The sequence below is a fragment of the Brachyspira sp. SAP_772 genome (genome assembly GCF_009755885.1).
Taxonomy (GTDB): Bacteria; Spirochaetota; Brachyspiria; order Brachyspirales; family Brachyspiraceae; genus Brachyspira.
This window is the reverse complement of sequence record NZ_VYIX01000003.1, coordinates 317,422-340,970: the sequence shown is the minus strand read 5'-3', so window position 1 is coordinate 340,970 and position 23,549 is coordinate 317,422. Positions and strand designations below refer to the sequence as shown.

At 30.9% G+C, this 23,549-nt stretch carries 14 protein-coding genes and 1 rRNA gene; 7 read left to right on the top strand and 8 right to left on the bottom strand.

Annotation, left to right across the window (positions count from 1 at the left end):
* Window positions 1-7 precede the first annotated feature (7 nt).
* Window positions 8-1,042: a leucine-rich repeat domain-containing protein gene (locus GQX97_RS11220; protein WP_157152042.1), complete on the bottom strand. Its 1,035-nt coding sequence runs from the start codon at window positions 1,040-1,042 to the stop codon at window positions 8-10.
* Window positions 1,043-1,333: 291 nt separating this feature from the next.
* On the bottom strand, window positions 1,334-3,028 hold the full coding sequence (locus GQX97_RS11215; RefSeq protein WP_157152041.1) for an FAD-dependent oxidoreductase: 1,695 nt from the start codon (window positions 3,026-3,028) through the stop codon (window positions 1,334-1,336).
* A 295-nt stretch (window positions 3,029-3,323) separates the two neighbouring features.
* Here GQX97_RS11215 and GQX97_RS11210 point away from each other — a divergent pair, with 295 nt between their 5' ends.
* From GQX97_RS11210 to GQX97_RS11195, 4 genes are all read left to right on the top strand, one after another.
* Window positions 3,324-4,271, top strand: coding sequence for a TAXI family TRAP transporter solute-binding subunit (locus GQX97_RS11210; protein ID WP_157152040.1), 948 nt, complete (start codon window positions 3,324-3,326; stop codon window positions 4,269-4,271).
* 25 nt (window positions 4,272-4,296) lie between these two features.
* Window positions 4,297-4,797: a DUF1850 domain-containing protein gene (locus GQX97_RS11205; RefSeq protein ID WP_157152039.1), complete on the top strand. Its 501-nt coding sequence runs from the start codon at window positions 4,297-4,299 to the stop codon at window positions 4,795-4,797.
* Window positions 4,794-6,764 carry a TRAP transporter permease gene (locus GQX97_RS11200; protein ID WP_157152038.1) on the top strand — a complete coding sequence of 657 codons (1,971 nt, stop codon included), beginning with the start codon at window positions 4,794-4,796 and terminating at the stop codon, window positions 6,762-6,764. Before GQX97_RS11205 ends, GQX97_RS11200 begins: the two co-directional genes overlap by 4 nt.
* 322 nt (window positions 6,765-7,086) lie before the next feature.
* Window positions 7,087-8,190, top strand: coding sequence for a cell surface protein (locus GQX97_RS11195; protein WP_157152037.1), 1,104 nt, complete (start codon window positions 7,087-7,089; stop codon window positions 8,188-8,190).
* Between the two features lie 380 nt (window positions 8,191-8,570).
* Here GQX97_RS11195 and GQX97_RS11190 read toward each other — a convergent pair whose 3' ends face one another.
* Together GQX97_RS11190 and GQX97_RS11185 are read right to left on the bottom strand one after the other, a co-directional pair.
* Window positions 8,571-9,443 carry an Rpn family recombination-promoting nuclease/putative transposase gene (locus GQX97_RS11190; RefSeq protein WP_157152036.1) on the bottom strand — a complete coding sequence of 291 codons (873 nt, stop codon included), beginning with the start codon at window positions 9,441-9,443 and terminating at the stop codon, window positions 8,571-8,573.
* 74 nt (window positions 9,444-9,517) lie between these two features.
* Window positions 9,518-10,801, bottom strand: coding sequence for an adenylosuccinate synthase (locus GQX97_RS11185; RefSeq protein WP_157152035.1), 1,284 nt, complete (start codon window positions 10,799-10,801; stop codon window positions 9,518-9,520).
* A 211-nt stretch (window positions 10,802-11,012) separates the two neighbouring features.
* On the opposite strand from GQX97_RS11185, the gene GQX97_RS11180 reads away from it, so the two are divergent.
* A complete protein-coding gene (locus GQX97_RS11180; RefSeq protein WP_157152034.1) occupies window positions 11,013-11,234 on the top strand; it encodes a helix-turn-helix domain-containing protein in 222 nt (73 codons plus the stop codon).
* Window positions 11,231-11,962 (top strand): MvaI/BcnI family restriction endonuclease, encoded by a 732-nt coding sequence (locus GQX97_RS11175; RefSeq protein ID WP_157152033.1) that lies wholly within the window; start codon window positions 11,231-11,233, stop codon window positions 11,960-11,962. The genes GQX97_RS11180 and GQX97_RS11175 overlap by 4 nt, the downstream gene beginning before the upstream one ends.
* Before the next feature lie 3 nt (window positions 11,963-11,965).
* On the opposite strand, the gene GQX97_RS11170 is transcribed toward GQX97_RS11175, so the two are convergent.
* From GQX97_RS11170 to GQX97_RS11155, 4 genes are all read right to left on the bottom strand, one after another.
* Entirely contained in the window at window positions 11,966-13,414 is a 1,449-nt protein-coding gene (locus tag GQX97_RS11170) for a DNA methylase (protein ID WP_157152032.1), read from the bottom strand.
* A 130-nt stretch (window positions 13,415-13,544) separates the two neighbouring features.
* Window positions 13,545-16,076 (bottom strand): endopeptidase La, encoded by a 2,532-nt coding sequence (lon, locus tag GQX97_RS11165; protein WP_157152031.1) that lies wholly within the window; start codon window positions 16,074-16,076, stop codon window positions 13,545-13,547.
* A 228-nt stretch (window positions 16,077-16,304) separates the two neighbouring features.
* Entirely contained in the window at window positions 16,305-17,438 is a 1,134-nt protein-coding gene (locus GQX97_RS11160; protein ID WP_157152030.1) for a pyridoxal phosphate-dependent aminotransferase, read from the bottom strand.
* Between the two features lie 100 nt (window positions 17,439-17,538).
* A complete protein-coding gene (locus GQX97_RS11155; protein WP_157152029.1) occupies window positions 17,539-20,022 on the bottom strand; it encodes a Crp/Fnr family transcriptional regulator in 2,484 nt (827 codons plus the stop codon).
* A 532-nt stretch (window positions 20,023-20,554) separates the two neighbouring features.
* Between GQX97_RS11155 and GQX97_RS11150 the strand changes: the two genes are divergently transcribed.
* Window positions 20,555-23,543 (top strand): 23S ribosomal RNA (locus tag GQX97_RS11150).
* Window positions 23,544-23,549: the final 6 nt, after the last annotated feature.

The following is a 23,549-nucleotide window of genomic DNA, read 5'->3' as shown; positions in this document are numbered from 1 at the left end:
ATTAATTCTACTTTTCTATTACTGTAGCAGTATTTGGTATAAGATTATAAGATATTAGTTTTTCGTATTCTGCTTTACTGCCTTTTGGTACATAAATAGTTGTTAATTTAGTTCCTGAGAAAACTCCCCTTCCAAGAGTTGGAGGAGTAGATGATAAAAATGTTACAGTTGTTAAAGCTCTTGAATAATAAAATGCATAATTTTTTATTTCTTTAATAGAAACAGGTATAATTACACTTTCTAATGAATATCCATTTTCAAATACAGAGTCGCTTAAAACCTCTAAATTGTTTGGAATATGTATTTTTTTTAATTTTGTACAAGATCCGAATGCACTTACTCCCATATGAGTTACTGAATCTGGTATATATATTTCTTCAATTTCTTGAGATGCATAAAAACCTTTATCATCTATATATGATAATTTTTCAGGCAATTCTAATTTTTTCATTTGTATTCCATAAATAGCATTACTTCCAACTGTAACTAAATTTTTAGGTATATTTAGATTTGTTAATATATGGCAATTAAATGCATCTTTTCCTATTTCAGTTATAGTATCTGGTATAGTTATTTTTACTATGCTTGTATTATAGTTTTGTTCTCCTCCAAATAAATAATCTGGAATTTTATTATTTTCAAATATTACATTTTCTGCAGATACTATTACATTTTTAATTCTAGTATTTTGCACCATTCCAGCAATAGTATCCCCATTTTTTCTACCATTGTAAGTTTTTGTAGAAGTACCTTTAAGAATTAGTTTGTATTCGCCTTTATCTTGATAGTATTGATTTAAAGCTTCTTTTACTTTTTCTGTTGTTGCAGAATCTATATCTATTGCATATTTGTCAAGTTCTTCTTGAGTTACAGTAGAACCATTATTATTATCTTCACCATTATTTCCATTATTATTGTTGTTATTATTTTCGCCTGTGTTGCTTCCATTATTATCTGATGAAGTGTCTACATTTGTTGAATTGTTTTTACATGAGAAAAGCATTAAAGCTGCAATTAAAATAAATATTATTATTTTTTTCATTTTTGCATAAACCTCTTAATATTGTTGTTTTTTATATATTGGAACTTATTGTTGTATATGTACTCTTTTTTATAAGACCTTTTATATTTAAAGATATCATTTATATTTAAAAGGTCAAATTTATTACATAAAAATACATAATATTTTTTAAAAATGTTACCGTAAACTACATAAAAAATATTTTTATTTATGTAAAAATAAGAATATTATTATATATAGTAACAATAAATGTTTGGATATGCAAAAAAATGAGAGGCTAGAACAGCCTCCCATATACAACAATATAAGAAGTTATGCAAAATATTTAGTTAGTATCGGTTTTCTGTTATAGAATTTATCATTGTAGTATTCATACTGTGATAAACCTATGAATCCACCAGAAACATTAACTACATTGGTGAATCCTAAATTCATTAATATTCTACAAGCAGTATAGCTAGTTAATCCGGTTTTACATGTAATATAAACAGTTCTGTCTTTAGGTACTTCATCAAATCTACTTCTTAAAGCACCAAGAGGTATATTAACAGCTTTTTCTAAATGACCAGCATCAAAATCTTCTTTAAGTCTTACATCCAAGAAATAAGCCTCAGGGTCTTTTTCTAAAATATTTCTTACATCACTATAATGTACTTGTTTGAAATCACCATTCATAAGGTTAGAAGCAACATAACCAGCGAAGTTAACAACGTCTTTAGCAGTACCAAAAGAAGGAGCATAACATAATTCTAAATCTTTCAAGTCGTAAATAGTACCACCAAATTTTATTAATGTAGCAATAACATCTATTCTCTTATCAACATTTCCTCTACCAATAGCCTGAGCACCCAATACTTTACCGCTAGGAACTTCGTATATTAACTTGAAATGTAAAAGTCTAGCACTAGGCATAATAGAAACACTATCAAAAGGTATAATGTCTACAGTGTCATAATTAATGTTTAGATTCATAGCTTTAATATAGCCTTCAGAAAGACCAGTAGAAGCACCATTGAGACCAAATACTTTAATTACAGAAGAGCCGATATATCCTCTGTTGTCAACAGTTCTTCCATTTATATGGTCAGCTACAGCACGAGCTTGTTTTTGAGCAGGACCAGCTAAAGCAAGTCTATAATAATCTTTACATAAAGCTCCGTAAATCTCTATAACGTCCCCTATAGCATAAATATCTTTATCATTAGTTCTATAATTAGCATCAACTTTAATAGATTTAGTTTTACCAAGTTCAATACCAGCCTTAACAGCAATATCAGTTTCAGGAGCAACACCTATAGCAAGTACAACAGCATCAGCCTCTATTTTTTTGCCGGAAGCAAGTACAACAGTATTCTCTTCAAAACTATCAACCTTATCTTCTACTATTAGATTAACACCATTATCAATAATTTCTTTATGAAGAAGCTGAACCATATCATAATCGAAAGGCTTCATAATTTGAGGTAAAGCTTCTATAATAGTTACATCATGACCAGCTTCTTTAATGTTTTCAGCCATTTCTATACCAATAAAACCGCCGCCTATAACAGCAACCTTAGCATTTTTCTTGCCGCCTAAGAAAGAATGTATCTTAGCTATATCAACAACATTTCTCACAGTGAAAACGTTAACTTTTTCAATTCCTTTAATCGGAGGAACTATAGGCTTAGCACCCATAGATAATATCAGTTTATCGTAGCTTTCTTTATATTCTTTTCCCTCGCTTACCACTGTAACTTCTTTTTTCTCTCTGTCTATTGCTATAACCTCGCTATTAATTCTAGCATCTACATTAAACTGCTTCAAAAACTTTTCGGGAGACATTAAAAGCAAAGTTTCCTCATTTGGTATGAGGCCTCCGACATAATAAGGAAGAGAACAGTTGGAAAAGGAAACATGAGGACCCTTTTCAAATAATATGATTTTATCCTCTTCGTTTAATCTTCTAAGTCTAGCAGCTGCAGAAGCTCCGCCAGCTACTCCGCCAACTATTAGTATTTTTTTCATGAATAATCTCCCATTTTTATTTTTATATGTACATAGTATAGGTATATTGAAAAATAAAGTCAAATTTATTTTGTATTTTTTTTTAATTTTTTAACAAAAAATTTTTTTATTAAAAGGCTTTATATGTATTATAATAATATTAAATAAAGTTTTATTGTACTAACAATATATTTTAATATGTGAATTATTGTATTTAAAATTTATATAAAAATACTTTATTATTATGAATAGTAATATTGACTTTTTGGCAATAAATTATATTATAGTCAAATAACTTATGTTAAGGGGAATTGTTATGAAAAAAAATATTATTATTATGTTTAGTTTATTATTATTAATTAGCTGCAGCAAGAGTAATAATAAGAATTACATCTTTGCTACAGGAGGAACTAGCGGCACATATTATTCATTTGGAGGAGCTATCGCTAATATATGGAACAGCAATATAGAGGCTATGAATGTTACTGCTCAGTCTACTGGTGCTTCTGCTGAAAATTTAAGACTTTTAGATATGCATGAAGCAGATTTAGCTTTGGTTCAAAACGATGTTATGTATTATGCTTATAATGGAAGTGATATTTTTGCTGGAGAGGTTTTAACTAATTTTTCTGCAATGCTTACATTATACCCTGAAATCGTTCAAATAGCTGCTACTAAATCAAGCGGAATTACTAATATAGCAAGTATGAAAGGTAAGAGAGTATCTGTTGGTGATGCTGGAAGCGGTGTTGAATTTAATGCTAAACAAATATTAGAAGCTTATGGTTTAACTTTTGATGATATACAAAAATCAAGTCTTTCTTTTAAAGAATCTAGCGATGGTTTGCAAAATGGTACATTAGATGCTTGTTTTATAGTTGCAGGAATTCCTAATGCTGCTTTACAAGAATTATCATTATCTACTGATATAGTAATGATTGGTTTAGATGAAGTTGAGATTGCTAATATAATGAAGAAATATAATTATTATACAGAAGTGTATATACCTGCTAATACTTATAAAGGTGTTACTACTGATACTAGAGCTGTTGCTGTAAAAGCTACAATAGCTGTTAATAACAATATACCTGAAGACGTTGTTTATAGTATGTTAAAAACTTTATTTGACAAACAAGAAGATTTAATAACAGCTCATGCTAAAGGTGAGGAATTAAATGTTGCTCAAGCTTATGAAGGAATATCTATACCTTTCCATCCCGGTGCTTTAAAATATTATCAAGAATTAGGATATCAAGTAAAATAATATATAATTACTAATATTATTTTATATGAAGAAAATTATTATAGTATTATTATCTTTACTGCTTTTTATTACTATTTTTATTATTCCTATATTTCCTAGATTAGTATTAGAAAGCGTAAAAGATAATAATAATAAATATATATATCATTTAGAAAAAAAAGAATTTGTAATTTCATACACGCATTCGGTTAATAAGGGAAGGGTGAGAGATTATTATATTATAGATGAAGATTATAATATAGTATTAAATAAAACAACTTTCGTTTCTTACGGTGCTGGTATAGCTGAACCTGAAAATAATGAAAATATTATTATTAGAGATGATAATATAGAAATAAATAATATAAATAGAATCATTAAAGATTTTTATTTATTTGTAGGCATTATTGCTGAGCATAGCATAACTATAGATGACAAAGAAATAATGCTTAAAAGTTTGTTTAAACCTCAGACTAATATAAAGATAAAATACATAAAAGTAGGTTTGATTGATTTAATAAAAAATATGATAAGGAGGCGTAAATGAAACATAATAATCATGATATTATACATGTAACGGCAGAAGAGTTAGATGATTATATGAGCAAATATGACAGCGAATCGAGATACAGAAGATTTAAAGATTGGAAAAAGTATTTAATTATAATTATATCTGTGGCTTTTTGTTTGTTTCAGCTTTATTCTATTTTGTCTGGTAAGATAACTGCTCAGGTGGTGAGGGCTACACATTTAGCTTTTGTTATGGCACTTGCATATTTACTTTTTCCTATGAAGAAGGATATGCCTAAAGATAAACTTCCTTGGTATGATGTGATAATTGCAATAGTTGGGGCTTGTTCTTGGCTGTATATTACTATTAATTTTGACAGCTTGGTAAGAAGGGCAGGTATATATAATACTACTGATATTATTATAGGTATAATAGGTATATTAATTTTGTTTGAAGCTTGCAGAAGAATAGTGGGTACCCCTATACTTATAATATCATTAGTTTTTATAGTTTATGCTTTATTTGGAGCATATGCACCCGGATTTTTAAATCATAGAGGATATTCTATACAAAGACTTGTTTCACATTTATATTATAACACTGAAGGTATAATGGGTACTCCTATTGGGGCTTCTGCTACATTTATATTTTTGTTTATATTTTTTGGTGCTTTACTTGATAAGACAGGAATAGGGCAGTTTTTTATAGACATATGTAATGCTATAGCAGGAAGTTATGACGGAGGTCCTGCAAAGGTTGCTGTACTTACTAGTGCTATGTTTGGTACTGTTTCTGGAAGTTCTGTTTCTAATACTGTGGGTACTGGAAGTTTTACTATACCTATGATGAAGTCGTTGGGATATAGGCCAGAGTTTGCGGGGGCTGTTGAGGCTTCTGCTTCTACGGGCGGGCAGCTTATGCCTCCTATAATGGGTGCGGCTTCTTTTTTAATGGCTGAGAGTTTGGGTATACCTTATAAAGAGGTTGCTAAGGCTGCTATTATACCTGCTATACTTTATTTTACTGGTATATTTATAATGGTGCATTTGGAGGCTAAAAAAACTGGGCTTAAAGGTTTATCAAAGGATTCTCTTCCAAAGATTGGCGAGCTTTTAATGAAGAAGGGTTATTTGGTTATTCCGCTTGCTACTATAATATACTTCTTTGTGCTTGGTAAAACTGCTATATATGCTGGGCTTATGGGAATAATTGCTGCTGGGTTAGTTGCTATTATTAACTCTATAGTTGATATAATTCTTAAGAGAGAGAGAAGTTTTACTTTTAATGACTTGATAGATGTATTTGTTAATGGGGCAAGAAACATTATAAGTGTTGCTGTTGCTTGTGCTATGGCGGGCATTATAATAGGTGTTATTACATTAACAGGTTTGGGCTTAAAAATTGGTGCGGGTCTTATATCTATATCTGGGGGTATAGCTATATTTCTTCTTATGCTTACTATGATTAGTTCTATTATACTGGGTATGGGTGTACCTACAACTGCGAATTATTTAATTACTTCTACTATTGCAGCTGGTGCTATAATAGGGCTTGGATTTGAACCTTTGGCGGCTCACATGTTTGTATTTTATTTTGGTATCATAGCCGATGTTACGCCTCCTGTTGCTTTGGCTGCTATGGCTGGGGCTGCTATTGCTAAGTCGGATCCGCTTAAAACGGGGTTTGAGGCTACGAAGCTTTCTATAGGGGCTTTTATTATACCTTATATGTTTATATTTAATCCGCAAATACTTATGATTAATACTACTTTTGTTGAGGTGATACCTATACTTATTACTTCGCTTATTGGTATGTTTGGTGTATCTGCTGGACTTGAGGGATATGTATTTAAAAAATGTAATGTATTTGAGAGATTTTTATTTATAGTGGCTGGTCTTTTATGTATATATCCTGAGTTTTACAGTGATATAATAGGAATAGGGTTGATAGCTGTTCTTATCATATTACAAATATTAACGAGAAAGAAAAAGGCTATTGCTTAAAAAATAATTATTGTAAAATAAAATGAGGGGTTTAAAAGCCCCTTATTTTTTTATAATTTTTTATGTTTTAAGTTTGTTATGTATTATGTTAATTTGTGAAATTTTAAAAAAATATTTTACAAAATACATTTTTTGTTGTTTTTTATAGACAAATTAAGAGTTTTGTCCTAAATTTATCAAAAATCATATTGACATTTTTCTAAAAATTCGTATAGTTAAAGCTATGAGTAGGTGCTTCTTGTAGAGAGGGAGCATTCTCATTTGTTTTTAGAAGTTAATGCCCTAATGGGTATAACTATAAAAAAATTTAGGAGAAAAAAAGATGAAAAAGGTTTTATTAACTGCTATGGTTGTATTAACCGTGGCTAGTGCATCAGTGTTTGGTATGTACGGTAAAGGTGATTCTTGGATTGACTTCCTTGTACATGGTAATCAATTTAGAGCAAGAATGGACCAATTAGGTTTTGTTCTTGGTAACGGCACAATCAAAGGTACATTTGGTCTTAGAGCTAACACAGGATATTTAAATAATATTATTAATTCAGCTAAGACTAATGGTACTACTACTACAGCTTTCATGCCTACACTTTCTGCTGGTATAGGCTATACTTCTGAGATGATAGGTGTTGGTGTTGGTTATAACTTTACTTATATTGATAAAAACTTACAAGTTCACACTCCAGTATTAATGATTAATGCTTTAAATAACAATTTAAGAATATCTGCTCCTATACAGGTAGCTGTAAGTGATAAATATATAGCTAATACTAAATATACAGGTGTAGCTTTCGATAATATTCAATTAAGATATTATACAGGAATAGATGCTTTCAACGCTATAAGATTATATGCTTATTACAGAAATAATACACATGAAAATACTGCAACTGGAGGAAAAACAGTTTCTGAAGCTTTTGGTTTACAAGCTAGATTCTATTTCTTAAATACTCAAGTAGGAGATGTTGGTGTTAATCCATATGTTAGAGTAGAATATCACACAGCTTTAAAAGGTAGTGCTATTAGAGAATATAAAGCTGAAGCTAATATAACAGGTATAGCAGATAATGCAAAACAATCTGATACATATGATGTAAGCCCATATGAGTTTGCAATCAAACCTGTTTTAGCATTATATGCTAATAGCGATATTGTTAGTTTCTGGTTTGAGCCTTCTTTAGGTTATACTCTATATGGTTATAAACAGAAAGCTACTGCAGGTGGTGAAGAAGTAATGACTCATGCATTAACTTGGGGAGCTTATGCAGAGATTTATGTTACTCCTGTTAAAGATTTGGAATGGTATTTTGAGATGGATGTAAACGGTAATATTGCTAAAGAATATCAAGGCGGCTCTGTTAGTGCTGGTTTAAGCCCAGTATATTTTGAAACTACTACTGGTATTACTTGGTATTTACCTGCTCTATAATAGAGTACTAAACATTTAAAAAACAAGGGGGGCTTGATTGCCTCCCTTGTTTATTGCCGTTTTTATTCCTCTAAATATACTTCTTAATAAACTTAAAAATTATCACTATCTATAATAAGTTTTTTATTCAACTTTTTCCCGCCGCAAAAAGTTGCAAAAAGTGCAAATTAAACCCTTTATCTATGTTTAGCGAAAGTGCAAGTGTTTATAACTTTATATCTTTGAAATATATAAAACTAAAAAATATCTATATTTTAATCTATGCATAAAAAGCTAGATTTTATTAAATGCAGTCTTTTTGGTTCTTTGTGCCAACAAAAGAACTGGGGTGCGGGGCAAAGCCCTGCAAATAAAAAACTAAAAAAATATTTTTGATAAAATTAAAGGCGCTCTATCTCTTCTACACTCAAGCCTGTGTATTTCGATATTAACTGAAAATCTGCTCCGTCTTCTTTCATAGATTTAGCTATTATCAATGTGCTATATTTTTTACCTTCTTCTCTACCTTTTTCTATTCCTTTCTCTATACCTTTCTCCAATTCTCTATGGAGTGTTTCTCTTTGAAAATATTCTTCTGCTTCCTTTATCTTATATACATCAAGTAGCGGATTCTCTGATATAAATGATTTACATTTCTTATCTACTTCATCAAATATTGTGTTTTCTTTTATTAGGTTTGACATTCTCTCGCCTCCAATAAAAAATTTGTACCAACTATTTAAGTCTTTGTTTAGTTGCTTATCATGATTAAATTTCGGCAACTCCAAAAAATGAAATTGACAATGGTCTGTAAGTATTTTATTATGCTTCAATTCTTTTAATATATAACAGCTATAACAGTCTTCTATGCCGTCAAATAAAACAAAGTCTAAAATATTTATGCTTATAACAGGGAGAAGTTTATTATAATCATCTCCTTTATTTAGGTTCAAACTATAATTACTTGCCCAATAAAATAACGTTCTTTTAATAAAAGTTTCATTGCCTTGTAATTGTATCTCTATTATAACAACTTCGCCCGTGTCGGCTGTGCATTTTATATCCACTACGCTTTCTTTTGAATTAAGATATTTTTGTAAATTAAATGGATTTAGTATCTCTAAAGTTTCAAAAGTCTTGAAGTTCAAATTATCCATCACAGCATTAACGAAGTTTAATACTATTTTCTCGTTTCCAAGATTTGAAAAAAGATACCTTACAAAACAATCATTCTTTTTGTTTAATGTATCTACAGTGATATTAAAATCATTCATAAATATATTATAGCAAAATAGAAGCTAAAAGTCAAAAACACTGTAAAAGTTAATATTCAATTAAAAAATATATTTTAAAAAATATCTTTAATTATGATAGTTTCATCTCTTCCAGCTCCAACTGACACTATAGATATTTCTGTGTCAATTACTTCGCTTAATCTTTTTAAGTATTTTTTAGCATTTTCTGGAAGCTTATCATATTCTCTAATGTTTGTAGTGCTTGTTTTCCAGCCATCAAACTCTTCGTATACAGGTTCAACTTTTGAAAGTATATCCAAGTCGGCTGGATAATCTTCTAATATTTCGCCGTTATATTTGTAGGCAACGCATATTTTTAACTTATCCAAATCATCTAATATATCAAGTCTAGTAATAGCTACAGAATCAAGTCCATTGATGTATGAAGCATATTTTATAACACAAGCATCAAGCCAGCCGCATCTTCTCGGTCTTCCTGTAACAGTGCCGTATTCGCCGCCCTTGTCTCTTATAAACTGACCAACATCGTCAAAAAGCTCTGAAGGAAAAGGTCCCTCTCCAACTCTTGTAGAATAAGCCTTAACAACACCTACAACATTATCTATCTTTCTAGGTCCAACACCAGAACCAGTACATGCACCTCCCGCAGCTGGGTATGATGATGTTACAAATGGGTAAGTTCCATGGTCTAAATCAAGCATTGTAGCCTGAGCACCTTCAAATAATATGTTCTTCTTCTCTTTTATTGCTTTATTTAATATTGTAGTAGTGTCAGCAACATAAGGTCTTAATCTCTCAGCATATTCTAAATATTCTTTTAATAACTCTTCGTAATTAATTCCTTCATGATTATAAAGCTTTTTAAGAAGTTTATTTTTAAGTTCAACATTAAACTTTAATTTTTTAGCAAATACTTCTTTATTCATTAGATCAACTATTCTTATACCCAAACGGCTTGCTTTATCCATATAACAAGGACCTATTCCGTTTTTAGTAGTACCGAGCTTGTTTTCACCTAAATCCTCTTCTTGAAGTTCATCTAATATTTTATGATAAGGCATAAGAACATGAGCTCTATTAGATATTTTCAAATTAGACATATTAACTTTTTTCTCTATAAGACCGTCAATCTCACCTAAAAATACTTTAGGCTCTATTACAACGCCATTACCTATAATGCATACTTTGTCTTTATGAAGTATTCCAGAAGGAAGCAGCCTTAATTTATATTTTACATTATCAACAACAACGGTGTGTCCTGCATTACTTCCACCTTGAGAACGAACTACATACTGAGCCTTATTAGCAAGATAATCAACAATCTTTCCTTTGCCTTCGTCACCCCATTGTGTACCGACAATAATAACTGAAGCCATAAATATTTCCTCCTAACAAAAATATGTGCAAAAACTTTTTTTATAAAAAACACACGAAGCATATTATATAAAAAAATTATCACAATTTCAAGCTTTAAAAACCAATAAAGTTTTTATTTATTTTTTGTTACAATATAAAATTTTTTGAATACTATAGTCTGTAGACTTAAAGTATTCAAAAAACTATAATTATGAAAAGGAATATATGTTTATGAATATAATAATGATATTTGGTACAAATGTAAAATATTACCGTACAAAATTAGGATTATCTCAAGAAAAATTTGCTGAGTTATGTAATTTACATCGTACATATATAAGCGATATTGAATGTTTTCAAAGAAATGTATCACTTGAAAGTGTTCAAAAAATTGCTGATGCTATAAAAATTGAACCTTATAAATTATTAATGGAGAATAAAAATAAGTTATGATTTATACATTAGATGAATTTATAGAAAAATTTAAAAAAATAGTTGATATGAGTTGGATTTCTAGTCATCGTAAAGGTCCAACAGGGATTGGAAAAACTCTTGAAGATTTACTTGAAATTCCTGAAAACAATAGTAATTCTCCTGACTTTGGTGATTATGAATTAAAGTCTTGTCGCATTAATTCAAATAGCATGCTTACAATTTTTACAAAAACTCCAGAACCTAAAGGAGCTATAAATATATTAAGAGAAAAATTTGGTTATTCTAGCAGTGCTTATGATAATACTGAAAAAGTACTTCATTCAACTCTTTCAGCTTATGATTTTGTAAATATTGGTAATACTGGAAATAAATTAAAAATATTGTGTAGTAATGATAAAATTTCAATTATTGATGGTAATAATGAAGAACATGCGTATTGGACAAAAGATGTATTAAAACAAGCATTTGAAAAAAAGTATAAAAATAAATTAGTCTATGTAAAAGCACAATCTAAAATTACTGAAAATGGTGAAGAATTTAAGTTTGTAGAAGCTTATGAATTATCAGGATTTAATTATCAATCTTTTATTTCTCTACTTGAACAAGGAAATATTTATGTAGATTTACGCATAGGTCAATATCATGGAGGTCTAAAAAATGGACAAACTCATGATCATGGAACAGGATTTAGAATAAAAGAAATTGATCAACCTTTACTATTTAGAATAAATAAAAGAATAGTTTAAACATTATTGTTTTCTTAGTATAACAATATGTTCATTACACATAGTTTTTGATTTTTTACCAACTACATTTGTTGGAGAGTTTAATGAAGGCATAGATTTGTTAATTATATTTCTATCGATTGTATAAACATAATCCATATTATATTGACTAGCAATTTCTATTATTATTTTATCTGTTTTTAAAAGTTCTCCTTTTACAGTTCTATTACCTACAACCCAAAATTGATAGCCCCCTTTTTTAGTTTTTTGTGCAATGGAAGATATTGCTTTTTCTAAATCTAAATAAAAGCTATATACATCACCAGCACGCTCTAAATCAATATTTTTAATAAATTCTAATGATTTATTTAAAGTTTTACTTGGAATTGAAAATTCAAATCCATTTCTAAACTTAGTTCCACCCATCAATGTTTTATCAATCATCATTATTTCTCTTTCAGAAAGTTCAAACAAATCTAACCATTGAAGGGATAATCTACTATATTCTCCATAAGCAACTGTTGTTCTACTGTCTCCATAAGGAGGAGATGTAATTACTAAATCAATAGATAAATCAGGAATATCAAATAAGTCTATAACATTATTAAAAAATATTTTGACTTCTGAAATACTATTATTTTTTAAACAAGCTTCAACAAAACTATGCATTTTTTTTACATTATTCTCTAAAATAACATTGAATTCTTTTAGTACATTTGGCGTAAAATTTTCAACTTTTACAGATAGCATTCTAAACATTTTAAACTCTCCGTTTCTACGATTAGATACAAGCCTAACTAATTCACTAAATGCTACGAATACAAAATTTCTTATATTTTTATTTTTTATTGTTAAAATATGGTTTTTAATCATTTGAAGCTGCAATATTACTCTCGGTTTAAACCAATAGCCAATGTTTTTAAAATTAGGTACTTCAAAATTAATTTTATTTAAGTTTATATATTCTCTAAGATATTTTGGTGCATTATCTCCCCAACCATTTTTTGATGTAATATCAAGTTGAAGCTTTTTCTTACAATACTCATCTGCTCTTTCATAAAAATCTATATTTTCATTATAATCATAATTAATATCTTCTAATAAAATAGAAACTTCTTTTTTAAGCTCATGTATATTAAGTTTATTTGTTTTTACATTTGAAATAAGTATAGCAAGAGGATTAATATCATTTCCATACACTGTTTTAATATTAGCAAGCATACCTTCCACAAGAACTGTACCTGAGCCAGAAAATGGATCGAATAAAGAATCAACTTTCATAACTTTATTAACTATATTAATAATATTTCTGCTTATAGGGGACACCATTACAGCTGGATAGCTGTGTATACTATGTGTATATTCTTTTGTATTTTCATTTTTAAAGTCCCAATAATTGTTAGGCAACTTTTTAAGTATAGATATTAATTTTTTATCTGTTTTCAACTTATGAGCTATTATTTTTTGTTTCATAATTTTACTGTAATAGATTATTATTTTTTATATACAATTTATCTATTCTAAATTAATAATAAATAAAATCAATAACAAAAAAGGCTCAAACTTTTAAGTTCAAACCTTTTAAATATAAATATTTTAATGATTATTTTTTTGCTTTTTGGGATTTACTTGATGCTTTATCAGTTTTTTTATTAGACTTATTTAATTTAAACATAAAATCAAACACCTCTTCTACATCTTTTACAGGGTGAAAAATAAGAGAGCTTTTAACTTTATCAGGTATTTCATCTAAATCTCTTTTATTTTCAAAAGGTATTATAATATGCTTAATAAAGCCTAATCTCTTAGCAGCTATAGTTTTTTCTTTAAGACCTCCGATAGGAAGCACTTTTCCATTGAGAGAAAGCTCGCCTGTCATAGCAGTGTCATTTCTAATAACTTTATTCATAGCAAGTGATAATAAAGCAGTAGCTAAAGTAATACCAGCAGAAGGACCGTCTTTTGGAGTAGCACCTTCTGGTATGTGCAAGTGTATTATAGCATCATTAAAATAATTCTCATCAACACCATAATTTTTAGCAACACTTTTTACATAGCTATAGGCAATCTGCACACTCTCTGTCATCACTTCCCCAAGCTGACCTGTTATGTTTATATTACCAGCATCTTTTTTCTCTTGTACTTTTATAGATTCTATAGTTAAAGTAGCCCCGCCCATAGAAGTCCAAGCTAAACCTATTGCATTTCCCGGTTTTAAATCTTTTTCTGTAAAGTCTTCTGTGAATATTGGCTTTTTTAAGTACTTTTCTAAATCTTTAGAATCTACCATTATGTTATAATTTTCTTTGTTGCTTGACACTACATCAGCAGCAATTTTTCTGCATATTTTCTCTATCATTCTCTCGAAGTTACGAACACCCGCTTCTCTAGCATAACCATTAACTATATCTGCTATTGCCTTGTTTGTAAACTTAACATTTTTAGCAATCAAACCATGTGCTTTTAATTGTCTTGGTATTATATATTTTGCAGCAATTTTTAGTTTCTCTTCCATGATGTAGCCTGATAGTCTAATTACTTCCATTCTATCAAGCAAAGGTCTTGGAATAGTGTCTAATGTGTTTGCTGTTGTAATAAACAAAATATTAGATAAATCAAAAGGCAAATCAAGATAATGGTCTCTAAAAGAAGAGTTCTGCTCTGGGTCTAATACTTCAAGCAATGCACTGGAAGGGTCTCCCTGAAAGCTCGCACCTAATTTATCTATTTCATCAAGCATTAAAACTGGGTTTTTAGATTTAACAATTTTTAGAGCCTCAATTATTTTACCGGGCATAGCACCAATATATGTTCTTCTGTGTCCTTTAATTTCTGCTTCATCTCTCATACCGCCTAGTGAGAATCTAAAGAATGGTCTGTCTAATGCCTCAGCAATGCTTTTTCCTATTGATGTTTTACCAACTCCCGGAGGGCCTACAAAACATAGTATTGAAGATTTTTTCTCTGGATTTAGTTTTCTCACTGCCAAAAATTCGTATATTCTCTCTTTTACATCTTCCAAACCATAATGGTCTCTATCTAATATTTTTTTGCTTTTTGTAATGTCTTCTCTCTCTTTATTTTCTTTGTTCCAAGGCAATGCAAACAATGTATCAAGATAATTTTTTGACACAGTATACTCTGGAGAATGTGTATCTATTGTTGAAATCTTTTCTATTTCTTGCTCCATTCTCTCTCTTACTTCATCTACAATTTTTAATTCTTTTAACTCTTTTTTATATTTATCTATATCTTTTTGTTTTGGGTCAGTGTCATATCCTAATTCTTTTTTTATCTCTTTTAATTGCTCTTTTAAGAAATAATCTCTTTGCTGTTTTTGTATTTTAGAGTTAATGCTTCCTTGAATTTTTTGCTGAATTTTTGTTATTTCTCTCTCTTTTTGCAAAAGAAGTAAAACTTTTTCTAATCTCTCCTGCACATCAAAAGTCTCTAATATTTCCTGCTGATTAGCTCTTTCTACGTTTATCATAGAAGTAACAAAATCTGCTAATTTACCAGGATCATCAACATTCACCATAGTAAGACGCATCTCTTCTGTAAAAAGCGGATTGCTCTCGCTTAATGATTTTACCTCAGAAAGTAAAGCTCTTGTATATGCTTTTATTTCTTTTGCTTCTTTATCGTTGTTTGTTGTCATTATGTCTGGTATATATAATGGCTCTGCTCTAATTACAGGGTCTGTAGAAATGTATCTAATTATTTTATATCTTTTAATTGAATTAATAAGAAGATTAAGCCCGCCGTCTGGAAGATTAAGTTTTTTAAATACTTTTACAACAACGCCTACTTTATATATTTCATCTATGCTTGTTTTTTTTATGTCTCTTGGTTCATCTTGTATATATAAATTAAGTCCTAAAAAACCATCATTTTCTGCAATAGCTTTATTTACAGCATTAGCCTGAGAAGCTGGTATTGGAAATGGTGCATAAAGTCCTGGAAATAATGGCTTTCCCATCACAGGTATTATTATTAGTCTTGATGGAAGTTTATCTTCAACTATTGATACAACATTATCAGAATTGTTTTCTTGAGTTGTTTCAATAGTTTCGTTTTCAATTTTATTTTCATTGTTTTCTATATTATCATTTTTATTTTCATTGTTTTCACTCATTTTATTTTCTCCAAAATATGTTTTTACATTATAAACAAACTAATTATTTTGTCAAAATTTAATATATTTTTATAACATATTTTTAAATATAAAAAATAATAAGCAATATAATAGTTATTTTTTAAATATATATAACCATATTTATTGATAAAAAATTAAAACACTATCCAAAAAACAAGGGGCTAAAAAAGCCCCATTATATTATTTTTTATTATTTTATTTAATATTTTATTTATTTAAAAAATCTTTTATTCTCTTAACAGCCTCTTTTAATACAGGTATATCCTGAGTTAGAGCTATTCTAAAATAATTTTCACTTCCAAAAGCAATACCGGGTACAACAGCAACACCTGTTTCATCTAGTAGTCTCATAGAAAAATCAAGCGAAGGCTCTTTAGAAAATTTACTGTATCCTACAAATAAATAAAAAGCTCCCCTAGGCTCTATTACATCAAAACCTAAATCTGTTAATTCTTTTGACATAGTAAAAGCCCTCTCTTTATAAATATCTCTAAAGCTTTCTATCATAGGATATTTTTCTAAAGCATACTCAGCAATAGCACAAGATAAACTAACCATACTGCCCACATTATTAAAACTAGCATTAACTAAATATTTTCTCACATCTTCTGGAGTAATGCTGTATCCTATTCGCCAACCAGTCATAGAATGTGACTTTGAAAAACCATTTAATACTATCACTTTATCTTTAATAGAAGGATAAGAAGCAAATGATGTAAAATGATAAAATGATATAGCAGAATATATTTCATCGGCTATAACAAATATATCTTTTTTCTCAAAATATTTTACAAGTTCATCTACCTCTTCTTTTTTTAGCATATATCCAGATGGGTTTCCGGGGTTACTAAAAAGAATTGCTTTTGTTTTATTTGTTATAACTTTTTCTATCTTTTCTGGCTTTAATACAAGATTGTCTTCTCTTGTGTCTAAAAATACCACTTTACCATAAGATAATTTTACTGCCTGTTCATATGGTGAGAAAAATGGAGTAGGTATTATTACTTCATCATCAATGTTTAATATAGTTCTAAATATAGATGATATACCTTCCATAGAACCAATATGCATAGTGATGTTGTTTGCATTAACATTCGAACCATAATATTTATTATAATGCTTAGCAACCAAATCTCTTAAATGTTCGCTTCCGCCAGATTGAGTGTATGGAAGAGCATGAGTTTGAGCATATTCGCATCCATAATCAATTAATTCTTTTGGAGGCTGTAAATCTGGTTCTCCTATTGTAAGCATTATACTGCCTTCTTTTTTTTCTGCTTTTTCTGTGAGTCCTCTTATTAGTGAATATGGTACTTCTAATATATTTTTGTTAAGCTGCATTTTCTTATCTCCATAAAAAATAGAAATTAAATTTTTTGAAAAAATATTATATAGAGTAATATTATATATAAAATTGCTTTTTTTGTCAATTTTACAATAGTTACATTTTCTTATAAAAATCTATATGATTTTGCAGCTCTTCAGGCAAAGGATTACCTGTTTTAGTGAATTTGAAATATCTATTTTCTAATTCAGTAGCTTTTTTATTTCTTATGTTTTTAAATCTATTAGCCATATCAGCAAACATAGGCTGCTTTTCAAGCTCATCTCTTATGTTTTTAGCAAAAGGAACTTGTCTGTATAGAATACCTCTTGCCACTCTGTTTAAACGCATAATACCCTTGCTTTCGTATTTAATCCATATAACATAATCTGAAACAAATACTTCTCTCAAATTGTTTCTGCATTTTTTTATTTGTACTTTTAATTTTTCTTTAGCATCATCAGAGAGATTTCTGTTTTTCTTGTAGAACTGAATATAATCGCTGTACTCTGAAGTAATAGACATTTGAGTAATATCATTCCAAGCAGGTCCAAGCATAGTTTTACAAAGCTCCCATCTAAAAGCACCCATCATAGGTAGAGTTAAACCTTCTAAATCTTCTGATGTAAATATGGGAAGTAGGAATCTTGCTGTACTATTTTTTTGTCTGCTTGAAAGCTCTTCCCACATTATAGCACGAGAACCGTATGTAGGCATTAATATAATGTTTGGCAATACTTCCTGCATAACAAGTTCTTTTTCAATGTTTAAATCTTTATTTTTATATAAAACTTCTCTGTAGAATGCAGAAAAATCTATTTCTAATATAGAGTTTAAAGTGTTTTCCATAGTCTCTCTTTTTATTAAAGAGTCTTTGAAATCTTTAATAATCATATCTTTATGAAGAATAGGGAAGTAAACACTTATTTGACCATAACATAATCTATGAGTAGTTTCAATCATATTTTCTATTTCGTATTCAAGTCTTTTAAGAGGGCTTTCCCAATGCTCTTCTAATTCTTGGTCGCTGATAGTTCCTCTTTTTTTCATTTCTCTCAAAGCTTCTCTATAGTCTTGACCAAAACCATTAACAGAAGGAGGTTCTTCTTTATCATAAATTTTTTGAAGCCATTCGTCTATATAATATACATTAATTCTTTTAGTAGATGTTTTGTCTTTCACTTCATAGAGATCAACAATTTGATTTGGTGTAAGTAATTGATCGTCCATATATCCGAAGTTTAGGAACATAGAGAGTAATTTACTTTTTTCATTGTTTATGATGTATTTTTTAGCTATTTCTTTATAAACTTCAAAGAATACATTTGTAACACTTCTTCTAATTTTTCTAGCATCATCTTCAGTGCTAAATTTATCTTTTAATTTTTTGAATGCATTTAAAGATTTGAAGAATGTAGAAGCTCTATCCTCAGGTATTCCTGCTATTTCTATTATTTTTTTGCTAGGGTTTTTAATTTCTTCAGGAATATCTTCCACACCCATAATTACTTGAACATTATTTTCTTCGCTAGTTTCATCATTGTTTGAGTTTATATTTTCTGTAAGTTTTTTTATACTATTTTCTAATTCATCTATGTCTATATTTAAATCATAGTCATATTTATTTTTAATTTTTTTGCATATATCTTTTGTAGTATTTGCTATATATCTAGAATATCTAGCCCATACTTCATAACTTTTACCTTGTTTTTCTAATTCAAAAGCCATTTTAGAATATTCACTAAATAAAGATTCTTGATTATTTGAATATAGAAAAGCTATATTTTCCATAGTGCTTATAAATTCAGATTTAAGCATATAAGCTATATCTTTTAAAGTTTCGTATAATATAGCAGTAGCAGATAAAGTCATATTAACATCATACCCAAAGAAAGAAGATTTAATTTCTTTAGGCATAGTTAAAAATCTTTTTATATATTCAATTTCAAATTCTAATTTTTCATTTTTTTCAATGATTTTATTTTTATTATTATATATCTTTTCATGGTCTTCTTTTATAAAATCAGAGTCAAAATCAATAGGGAAATTAAAGCCATCATTTGTAGCATATTCAAAAATTTCTTTTGTTTTTAGAAACAATTCAGATTTAATATTTCTGTTTTTAGCATTTAAATTAAAATACATAACACCAAGATTTGTAGTTATTATTCTAATCTCATCATTAATTTTTTTTATTTTAATATACTCATCATAAGTTTTCATTATAAGATAAGCAAGCGAATGATACATATTTGTCATATATGTTTTATTGCTGTTAAAAAATGTTTTTATATATTCTATATCAGGAATATTAATTGTATATATTTCATTATTATTTTTAGATTTGAAAGAAAATATATAATTAGAATCGTATATAAATGATCCAATTCCAATCATAATATTTCTAGGTATAGAAAAAAGTTTACAGCTATATTTCATGATTTCTTCTTCATCTTCTATGCCGATTAAATCTCTAGAAGATATATAAACATCAATTTCACCTTTAGTTACAATAGAAATGTTTTTAATTTTTTCACCTTCATGATATATAGTAGTATTTGGTGTAAGATTTTTTATTCCATTTTCTTCGGGTATATTCATATCAAACTCTCAAAAATTAGTTAAAAATAATAATACAATTATAAGTTTTTTCGTAAAAAAAAGCGAATTTTTGGGTTAATATTTTGTTTTAATTTTAATTTAATTTAATTTTTTGAATTTGGGTTTAAAAATATGTATAAAATGTATAATATATAGGCTTTTTTAAGAAAAAAATGAAAAAATTTTGTATTTAACGGCAAAAATAGTATTGCGTTTTTTTGGCTGCATGCTATACTAATAAAACATTGATGATAAATAAAAAACATCAATGAGAAACAAAAGATGATCTTTGACAGATATATAAGAGCGTAGATTTTTATAAAGTATTTTCCAATTAAGAAGCGGAAAGTCAGCGATTATAAAAATCTTCACTTGATAAAAAAGAAAACACAATTAGATTGTGTGTCTTAGAGTAGAAACAATTAAGCGGACGTTACTAAAGAATTAGAAGAAACAGCTTTAATTAGCTAAGAAGTCTCATTCAAGACGTATTAAACTTAGAAGCTTAGAGATAAGAAGAAAAGGATAATATGGTCAAGTAAGTAAGGGCTTAAGGTGGATGCCTAGGCACTGGAAGGCGATGAAGGTCGTGACAAGCTGCGATAAGCTACGGGGAGAAGCAAATATTCTATGATCCGTAGATCACCGAATGGGAAAACCTATAGAAGTAAACCTTCTATATTATACACTGAATCCATAGGTGTATAAGGCGACACCCAGGGAACTGAAACATCTAAGTACCTGGAGGAAGAGTAATCAAAATTGAGATTCCCTCAGTAGTGGCGAGCGAAAGGGGAAGAGCCTAAACCGTAATAATGTCAAGTTGTAAGGCGTTGTTATTGCGGTGTTGTAGGGCGGCGAGTGGTATACTTACATATATCGACTTTGTTATGTATGATAGTGGAACTGTTTTGGAAAAGCAGGCCATAGTGGGTGATAGCCCTGTACACGAAATCATATATACAAGGTTTTGCCGTACCTGAGTAGGGCGGGGCACGTGAAACCCTGTTTGAATCTGGGTAGACCACTATCCAAGGCAAAATACTAACCAGTGACCAATAGTGTAGAGTACCGTGAGGGAAAGGTGAAAAGTCTCCCGTTGAGGGTTATTAAATAGAACCTGAAACCTTAAGCTTACAAGTAGTCAGAGGGAACCCTGCTAGCAATAGTAGATGGCCTGATGGCGTGCCTTTTGTAGAATGAGCCTGCGACTTATAGTATGTAGCGAGATTAAGAGGTAATAGCCTTGTAGTCGTAGTGAAAGCGAGCCTTAATAGGGCGAAATTAGTTGCATGCTATACGACCCGAAGCCAAGTGATCTACCTATGAGCAGTGCGAAACTCGAGTAACATTGAGTGGAGGTGCGAACCAGTGGCCGTGAAAAGGCTTTGGATGACTTGTGGGTAGGAGTGAAAGGCTAATCAAACTTGGAGATAGCTGGTTCTCTCCGAAATGTCTTTAGGGGCAGCGTTATGTGTTTACTTGCGGGGGTAGAGCACTAAATGGACTAGGGCCCTTAACCGGGTACCAAACCCAACTAAACTCCGAATACCGTAAGTTAAGAGCATGGCAGTTAGACAGCGGCGGATAAGCGTCATTGTCAAAAGGGAAACAGCCCAGATCCTCAGCTAAGGTCCCAAAATCTATGTTAAGTGGGAAAGGATGTGAGAATACTTAAACAGCCAGGAGGTTGGCTTAGAAGCAGCCATTCCTTTAAAGAGTGCGTAACAGCTCACTGGTCGAGTGTTTTTGCGCCGAAAATGTAACGGGGCTCAAACATAGTACCGAAGCTAGGGAATTATAGAGTTAATCTATGATTGGTAGGAGAGCGTTCTTTAAGCCGTCGAAGGTGTATCGTAAGGTATGCTGGAGGTATAAGAAGTGAGGATGCAGGCATGAGTAACGAGAAAACGGGTGAGAAACCCGTTCGCCGCAAACCCAAGGTTTCCTAGGTAAAGCTAATCTGCCTAGGGTTAGTCGACCCCTAAGATGAGGCTGAAAAGCGTAGTCGATGGGAAACAGGTAAATATTCCTGTACTATAGTATGTTTCGATGGAATGACACAGATTGTTTGCGTACGCGAGGTGATGGTTATCCTCGTCGAATAGCCGAGACTTGTGGTGAGTAAAATGCTTGCTGCTTTAAGGTTGAGGTGGATAGTGACTGGGCTTTCGGGTTCAGGAAGTTGCGTGAATTAGGCTGTCTAGAAATAATTTCTAAGGTTAGGCATATTATAATCGTACCGTAAACCGACACAGGTGGGTGAGATGAGTATTCTAAGGCGCTCGAGATAATCTTCCCTAAGGAACTCTGCAAATTAGTCTTGTAACTTCGGAAAAAGAGACGCTTGAATCTCAGTAGCAATATTGGGAGGAGAGTCGCAGTGAAAAGGCCTGGCCGACTGTTTAACAAAAACACAGATCTCTGCAAACATGTAAATGGATGTATAGGGATTGACACCTGCCCAGTGCTGGAAGGTTAAAAGGAGAGGTTAGCGCAAGCGAAGCTTCGAATTGAAGCCCCAGTAAACGGCGGCCGTAACTATGACGGTCCTAAGGTAGCGAAATTCCTTGTCGGGTAAGTTCCGACCTGCACGAATGGTGTAACGATCCGGGCACTGTCTCGGGGAAGAACTCGGTGAAATTGAATTATCAGTGAAGATGCTGATTACCCGCAACAGGACGGAAAGACCCCGTGAACCTTTACTATAACTTGACATTGAGTTTTGTTTTGTGATGTGTAGAATAGATGGGAGGCTTTGAAGTGGGAGCGCCAGCTTTCATGGAGCCATCGTTGAAATACCATCCTTCGCAAAATGGGATTCTAACGATTAGCCGTTATCCGGCAGTCGGACATTGTCAGGCGGGTAGTTTGACTGGGGCGGTCGCCTCCTAAAGAGTAACGGAGGCGTGCAAAGGTCACCTCAAACCGAATAGAAATCGGTAGTAGAGTATAAAGGCATAAGGTGGCTTAACTGCGAGAGAGACATCTCGAGCAGGTGCGAAAGCAGGTCTTAGTGATCCGGTGGTCCCGAGTGGAAGGGCCATCGCTAAACGGACAAAAGGTACTCCGGGGATAACAGGCTTATCTCCCCCAAGAGTTCATATCGACGGGGAGGTTTGGCACCTCGATGTCGGCTCATCGCATCCTGGGGCTGGAGCAGGTCCCAAGGGTTTGGCTGTTCGCCAATTAAAGCGGTACGCGAGCTGGGTTCAGAACGTCGTGAGACAGTTTGGTCCCTATCCGTTGCGGGCGTTGGAAAATTGAGAAGAGTCATTTTTAGTACGAGAGGACCGAAATGAACGCACCTCTGGTGTATCTGTTGTTCTGCCAAGAGCATCGCAGAGTAGCTATGTGCGGACGGGATAACCGCTGAAAGCATCTAAGTGGGAAGCCTCCTTCAAGATTAATTTTCCCTATGAGTTTCGTTGGAGACTACGACGTTGATAGACTGCAAGTGTAAGCAGGGAAGAAATACCTGTTCAGCTGAGCAGCACTAATCAGACCAATGGCTTGACCATATTATC